We start from the raw sequence: 2,843 nt of genomic DNA, 5'->3' as shown, positions 1-2,843 counted from the left end.
CGGTCAGATCAGAGGGATAGAAAGGGTCGTCGTGTCATACCCGCACTCCTACCCCACCGCAGGGCGGCCTCACGATCAGCTCTCAAACACCTTCTCACGCTCGCGATCGGATGGCACCGCCAACTGGTCCTGCATGCACGGCCCCGGCATCTCGAAGTTTTAACCGGGTTTGATTCCTTGTGTGCGAACAGCTGCGCCTCCGACGCTGGTAATAACTGATCCAATGTGGATGTGGAAACGGGCACGACTCCCGAAGATCGATGTTCTCACCCCAACCGATCTGGAAAGAAGCCGTGCCCGTGGCCCTATCATCACTGAGCCTTTTTCATCCTGCCTCGCGCATCTGCAGGACACTAATGGCTTTGACGAGCTGACCTGCCCGAAGAGGGCAGCAGCGCAGCTTCCGTAGAATTCGCCAGGTCTTCAGCTGCGCATTCGCACGTTCGCCGGGGCCGCGGAGCTTGGCACGAGCGGAGTTGGCCATCTTCTGCGGGGTCGGCTTGTTTCTGCCCTTGTACGGCACCAGCACCTGCTGACCTGCGCCGATGTAGCCCTTGTCCGCCAGTGTGATCAGTCCGGCGGCCTCCAGCCGGCGGATGATTCCCCAGATCCGGGCGGCCGTGAGGTCGTGCACCGATCCCGGCAGTGAGCCCGACGTCCATAGCAGCGTGCCGTCCGGGGCGGCGATGACCTGGATGTTCATGCCGTCCCGCTGGTGTTTGCCGGAGTAGTGGGGCCGGTCGGCGGCCACCCGGTCGATCGGGATGAGCGTGCCGTCCAGGATCACGAAGGCGTATCCGGTGCGCTTGGCGGCGCGCAACACCTGTTCCAGGCGGGGAGATCGCCGGGCGAGCAGGGCGACGGTCTCACAGACGTAGCGCCAGGCGGTGGCCGTACCGACGCCGAATCCAGCGGCGAGTTCGGCGAACGTCTCCCCTTTACGCAGGTGGACCAGGACGAGCAGGGCCTGCCGGCCGGGACCGAGCCGCCGCCACGGCGAACCGATCGCCTTGCGGTGACGGCGGATCACGCCTGCCGGATAGGTCAAGGTCCGGCGTGACAACGGCAGCGCAGCACGATAGAAAAGCACACGAGCCTCTGGTGCGATGGTTGATCTTGGTCGACAACCCTTCTACCAGGGGCTTCTCTACTTGTCGATCAGACACCGCACCCGTACCAGGCCATGACCTGCGGCTTTAGAGCGTGACTCATTTGGCGAGTCTGCGGTAGCAGATGAGGGCGGCTGCGAGAGCAACGAAGGATGCGAAGTGATCGGCGCGGCGCTCGTAGCGGCGGTGCAGTCGGCGGTATCCGTTCAGCCAGGCGATGGTGCGCTCGATGACCCACCGGTGCCGGCCCAGGCGCCGGCTGGACTTGATGCCGCGCCGGGCGATGCGTGAGGCGATGCCCCGTTCGCGTAGGAAGCGTCGCACCCGGGGGTAGTCGTAGCCCTTGTCTCCGTGCGGTTTGGCCGGGCGGCGACGGCGCCGCCCACGCCGGGAGCGGATCGGCGGAATGCCGGTCACAAGAGGCTCAACGGCCAGGCTGTCATGGACATTCGCTGCCGAGATCGCGACAGAGATCGGCAAACCGGTCCGCTCGGTGATCATATGGATCTTCGCCCCCTTTCTTGCCGCGGTCGACAGGATTCGGACCCGTCAGCTCCCCCCTTTGACCGCGCGTAGGCTGACCGAGTCGATCGCGCATCGCGACCAGTCGAGCTCGCCTCTGGCGCCGAGCTCGTCCAGAATGGTCCGGTACAGCCTGGCCCACACCCGCATCGCGCTCCACTCGGCGAAACGACGGTTCACCGTCTGCCAGGAGGCGCCGAAGACCGGCGGGAGCCGCCGCCAGGCGCACCCGGTGGTGGCCACGTACACAATCGCGGCCAAGACCATCCGATCATCCACACGCCGCCGTCCACCGCCTTGCGGCCGGGTGGGCGTTGACGGGACCACGCGCTGAAACAGCTCCCACAACTCATCAGGGACCAGTCGCTGAAGGAATACATCCACGCCATGTCCAACGAGCGACCACCAAATGAGTCACGCTCTTATAGGGGTCAAGAGGCGGCACGGGCAGACCCCGCCGCCCGCCGCACCACCTGGCCGCCGATCAGGCCCCTCGACCACCGCACCCGGGCCGCACCGCCGCCCTGGCACCCACGAACTCCATCCAACACGGAGTTCGGCCTTCGGAGAGGATCGGCACAGAAATTAGCGGTAGAGGCTGCCACCTGCGGAAACGTGAAAGCCGAACCCGACAGAATTGAAATTCTGTGTACGTGGACACGGCACCCTTTCGGGCTCACACTATATGGCAATTTATTGCAAATCATATTCCTACAACGAATTTTAAGTTTCAATATCAAACTTTACGTCACTCAACTAATCTATTGACGTTAGCAACATTCACACGATATTTCACACTACTCTCCAAAGCTTAATTATCACACAAGGTGAAAAAATTTTCAGCTACAAAAATCGCTGAGACTAGGACCCATTTGACCTAAATCCTCTTTTTGTCATAAGCTTGTATTGTCGTACCTTCTGAGGTAATCTCTGACTGTTGATCATCGGGACAACAAAAGGAGAGGTGTGAAAGGTAACGGCAGATCGGCCCTCGCAGTATCAGTATTTGCTGCAGCATTGCTAAGTACCGCGATCCAAACCCCTGCATTTGCGGCTGCTCCCCATAGCCAAATTCCTCACCCCTGGTCTCAAGAAGGAGGCCCGGTTCCCGTAGACCCTAGTACGGCAGCCGCCATTCGTTAGCTGAGCTGGGTATACGCGGTGGCCAGGCGGGCACGGCGGTGAAACCAGCGGGCGCGTGCTTGATGGCGG

General features: G+C 61.8%; 1 protein-coding gene and 1 pseudogene. Both read right to left on the bottom strand.

Annotated features, from left to right (window positions below):
* Positions 1 to 325: 325 nt before the first annotated feature.
* Positions 326 to 1,090, bottom strand: a complete 765-nt coding sequence (locus tag ABZ194_RS30185; RefSeq protein ID WP_355600417.1) for a transposase family protein — start codon at positions 1,088 to 1,090, stop codon at positions 326 to 328.
* A 118-nt stretch (positions 1,091 to 1,208) separates the two neighbouring features.
* Positions 1,209 to 2,015: pseudogene (locus ABZ194_RS30180) on the bottom strand (IS5 family transposase).
* Between the last annotated feature and the right edge of the window lie 828 nt (positions 2,016 to 2,843).

This window comes from Streptosporangium sp. NPDC006007, from assembly GCF_040614315.1.
Taxonomy (GTDB): Bacteria; Actinomycetota; Actinomycetes; order Streptosporangiales; family Streptosporangiaceae; genus Streptosporangium.
This window is presented reverse-complemented; position numbering and strand designations above follow the sequence as displayed.